General features: G+C 53.6%; 5 protein-coding genes. 4 read left to right on the top strand and 1 reads right to left on the bottom strand.

The window, feature by feature from the left end:
• Positions 1-44 precede the first annotated feature (44 nt).
• From ACH2EH_RS17385 to ACH2EH_RS17370, 4 genes are all read left to right on the top strand, one after another.
• Positions 45-203, top strand: a complete 159-nt coding sequence (locus ACH2EH_RS17385; protein WP_395143557.1) for a hypothetical protein — start codon at positions 45-47, stop codon at positions 201-203.
• Entirely contained in the window at positions 197-328 is a 132-nt protein-coding gene (locus ACH2EH_RS17380) for a hypothetical protein (protein ID WP_395143555.1), read from the top strand. Before ACH2EH_RS17385 ends, ACH2EH_RS17380 begins: the two co-directional genes overlap by 7 nt.
• Before the next feature lie 410 nt (positions 329-738).
• Positions 739-1,692, top strand: a complete 954-nt coding sequence (locus ACH2EH_RS17375) for an SIMPL domain-containing protein (protein ID WP_395143553.1) — start codon at positions 739-741, stop codon at positions 1,690-1,692.
• 649 nt (positions 1,693-2,341) lie between these two features.
• Positions 2,342-2,857, top strand: a complete 516-nt coding sequence (locus ACH2EH_RS17370; RefSeq protein ID WP_395143551.1) for a DUF1269 domain-containing protein — start codon at positions 2,342-2,344, stop codon at positions 2,855-2,857.
• Positions 2,858-3,049: 192 nt separating this feature from the next.
• On the opposite strand, the gene ACH2EH_RS17365 is transcribed toward ACH2EH_RS17370, so the two are convergent.
• On the bottom strand, positions 3,050-3,565 hold a 516-nt coding region (locus tag ACH2EH_RS17365; protein WP_395143549.1), incomplete at its 5' end, for an H-X9-DG-CTERM domain-containing protein.

Raw genomic sequence — 3,565 nt, 5'->3', positions numbered from 1 at the left:
ATTTGAGGGGTTGAGTTTTAGAGGAAAGGGAAGGGAAACGAGATATGGACAAGAATGCGCCGCGCTATGCGGACATTATCCAGAAAGCGCGAGAGTCGGAAGCTGCCGAGCCGGAGCAGGAAGTCGAAGAGGGAGTCACACTACCAGAAAGCCAGACTGTCCCGCTTCAAGCAGCTCCAGGCAAGGTGTCGAGGAGATGGTAAACCTCACGATTCGGGTGCCTAAGCGCCTCAGGATGCACTGGGTCGCTGAGGCCAAGAGGCATGACACTAGTATCACTGCCGTGATCACCGAGGCGCTCAACGCCAGATTTGGAACACCCGGATAGTTCTCCCGAAGTGTTCTGGTTGCCTTGGAGAGGCCAACGAAGCAACCCGAGGGAGAAGACATACAGAGGCATGCGTTGTTATCGTTTGCTGGGTTGGCCGTTGGTGGTGATCGGGGAATTGACGGAGCACTAGGGCGAGCTCTGCTACCCCTGTAGCCTCTCCGCTCGGGAAGTTGCCGGTTCCCTGGCCGCGCGTGCCTTAACCTCGACGAAATACCGGAGCATCTTCACTACCGCCCTCCAACCAGACTACCGCCCTCCAACCAGGCCATTAACCAATTTGAATTGGGCAACAATGTCCATGTTTGTTCAGAGCCGGGCAGCAGCAAGTTCGACGATCGGCCACAGGGGGCGCTGACCGCTGGTGACACGATGCCTGCTATACTCCTCCTGCGGGGAAGGAGCATCTGATGAAGAGAAATATTTTGGTTCTTGTCGTTTTCGGTGCCTGTTCGAGCGTTGCCATGGCACAGGTAGGCGGTAATATCGGCTATTCACAACAGGCAGGCGGCAGCGCCAAGATGGAGCAGAACGAGCGCAATAAGCGTGTGCTCACCCACGACGAGCTCCCTCCCAGCGGCACCAGCTTTTTCGTTGAGGCCAATGTCTTGATGAATGTCAAAGCCGATGAGTATGTCGCCGTCTTCGCGCTGGCACAAGAGGGCACCACCCCCACAGAGTGCAGCCAGAAAATGGATGCCACAATCCATCAGTTCGCTGAGGAACTCAAAGCCTTGGGAATAGGCCGCAATGATTTCTTCGTGGACTTCGCGGCACAGAATAAGATCTACAGCTTCGAGGTGACCGGCGAGGTGGCTAAGGAACGACTCTCAGGGTTCGAGCTGAAGAAGAACATTGCCATCCACTACAAGGACAAAGCGCTCTTGGATCGGCTCGTTCTGGCTGCCTCTCACTCACAGATCTTCGATCTGATCAAGGTGGACTATATTGTCACCAACCCCCTCGCGGTTCAAAACAAGCTCATGGCGGAAGCTGCCAAGGTGCTCAAGCAGAAGACCACACGGCATGAGCAGCTCCTGGGCATCAAGCTGCAAAAGTCGCCCCAGATCTATGCGGAGAAACCCAGTATCTACTACCCAACCGAACAGTACGACTCCTATAGCGCCTATGAGACAGAGGATATCAGCGCAGGCTATTACCGCCAGAAATACGTTATTCAAAGCGTGCGCAAGAGCCGTACGTTCTTCTTTAACCCTTTAAACGCGAAGAACTTTGACACTGTGATCAATCCGGTCGTGATCGAGCCGGTGGTTCAATTCACGCTTTACCTCAAGGTGAAGTACGAGCTTGAAAACCCCAAGACGGCAGAGCCGACTAAGAAGCCCGCTCTCAAGAGGCACTAAACCCCATAAACAGGAGCTGAACAAACATGGCTGTAAATTTCGGCCACTTCCCCGACCTTCCCTTCCTCGTCCGATAAGTCTGCTTATGGTGCCTCAACTCGGGGTTTTCCATGAGACAATACTGAGACGAGAGAAACAAGGTAGGCTTTCCATTCCCGGCCAGGATGCTCCTCTATACAGTCTCCTGGCCTCTGGTAGCTCCTGAGTAGGTCTATCCTACTCTCTACTCTTCTAGTTTCTCTGTGGCACCAGGGGCCGCTTTCGCCGTATACTATACTCATAGTCACCTGGGAAACCATAGACTAGCAAGCGATCTACTCCACCGGGAGTGAGATCGCTTTTTTGTTTTTAAGGCTCCTTTTCCTGTACTCTAAAATGCAGCCCTTGTGGCCCTAAAGTGAAGGAATCGTGATGCTGTTGGCGAATTCAAACGGCGGATGGCCGTCCCTCTACGAAAGGTTCTCCCTAGGGGTGGTTCCGGGGTATTTCGGGCACCACGGGGGATTCGCCAACAACATCGTTGATTGTCACGCACCAAGAACTGAGGGAACTTGGTGTGTGGCACTGTAATCTTGTCAACACTCTCTCTAGAAAGTCAATACGATGAAAACCAAATGTGAGATCGCCGGGAAGCGGTTGAGGCACAGCTATGAGTGATCTAATTGCTATTACTTACCCCGACCCAAACCGGGCGGAAGAGGTACAGACTCTCCTCCGCCACCTACATGCCGATCATTGTCTAGAAATAGACGACACCTGCTTCGTCACAAAAGACGAAGCAGGTGCGATCCATGTCCATCAGTTTCCATTGGATTCACCTGCTCCTGCGGAACACGCAGGAGCAGCGGTAAATAATGGTTTCTGGGGGATTATGCTCGGTACACTTTTCTTAAACCCTATTTTGGGAGGCATGATCGGAGCCAGTGTAGGGACATTGGCAGATACAACAGGCTCTGTCACTGTCTTTGACAGTACTAATCATGATTTCTTACGAAACTTACCTGCGCAGATGCAAACAGATAGCTCTGCTATCTTTATCTGGGTTGCTGACGCAGCATCAGAGGCACTTTTGGTGGCACTCCATGACTTTGGCGGAATGCTACTAAGAACATCACTTCCGAAGAGTAAGGTAGCCCTGTTAAAAGAGACACTGGGGGCAACATAACTTGGATCTTACGAAAATTAGGGGCTTTTCGCCAGATTTTACACTGGCGGGGGATGTGCAAAAACAGCCGAGATCGTGCAGAAGCGCTTCGAAGGCCGAATCGCTATCGCTGTTTTCGTGGCGGATGACGATCATGTGGCCCATGCCGACTATTCTACGCAGGGCGTTGGAAACCGTAACCGGGACAAACCATCAAGGGGTCGGTGGCCCGCTCTGACACTCGGTTTCGGCTGCGGACTCCGGCGTGAGCCACTTCACGTGCCCATCCAGAAACGAGTAATTGCCGCCGCCGCGATGGAGGATGTTCCCGAAGAAGGCGCGACCGCAAGAGGAGCTGACCTCGCGTAGATCGTGCAGGCTACCGTCTGCTCCGATTGAGCCGCTGTCGACGATAGACCAAATGGTTGCCGTCGAGGGCAGACTCGCTTCATGATTGCCAAAGCGCAGGGCGGTGGGCCGTTGGGGAATGAGGGTATTTAGGCGCTTGCCGTTGTAGGTATAGTGCCTCTCGCCGAGGCCGCGATCCGGATGGCTCGGGCACTCGAAGACGTGACGCTCCTTGATATAGGGGAGCAGGGCGTGGTTCCAATCGAACTGGGTCGGTAGTCCGTTTTGGACTTCGACGGATGTTTCCAGTGGGTAGGTTCCGTCGTAGTCCTGCGTATAGAGCTGGATCGCCATAGCAATCTGCCGCAAGTTGCTCTGGCA

It is taken from the genome of Armatimonas sp., assembly GCF_043760365.1.
Taxonomy (GTDB): domain Bacteria; phylum Armatimonadota; class Armatimonadia; order Armatimonadales; family Armatimonadaceae; genus Armatimonas.
Note: the sequence above shows the minus strand (reverse complement) of the source record. Positions and strands in the feature narration are given on the sequence as shown.

Bases quoted from the DNA above. Each gene is read 5' to 3' on its own strand.
- ACH2EH_RS17385 (WP_395143557.1), top strand. From the start codon at position 45: ATGGACAAGAATGCGCCGCGCTATGCGGACATTATCCAGAAAGCGCGA.
- ACH2EH_RS17380 (WP_395143555.1), top strand. From the start codon at position 197: ATGGTAAACCTCACGATTCGGGTGCCTAAGCGCCTCAGGATGCACTGG.
- ACH2EH_RS17370 (WP_395143551.1), top strand. From the start codon at position 2,342: ATGAGTGATCTAATTGCTATTACTTACCCCGACCCAAACCGGGCGGAA.
- ACH2EH_RS17375 (WP_395143553.1), top strand. From the start codon at position 739: ATGAAGAGAAATATTTTGGTTCTTGTCGTTTTCGGTGCCTGTTCGAGC.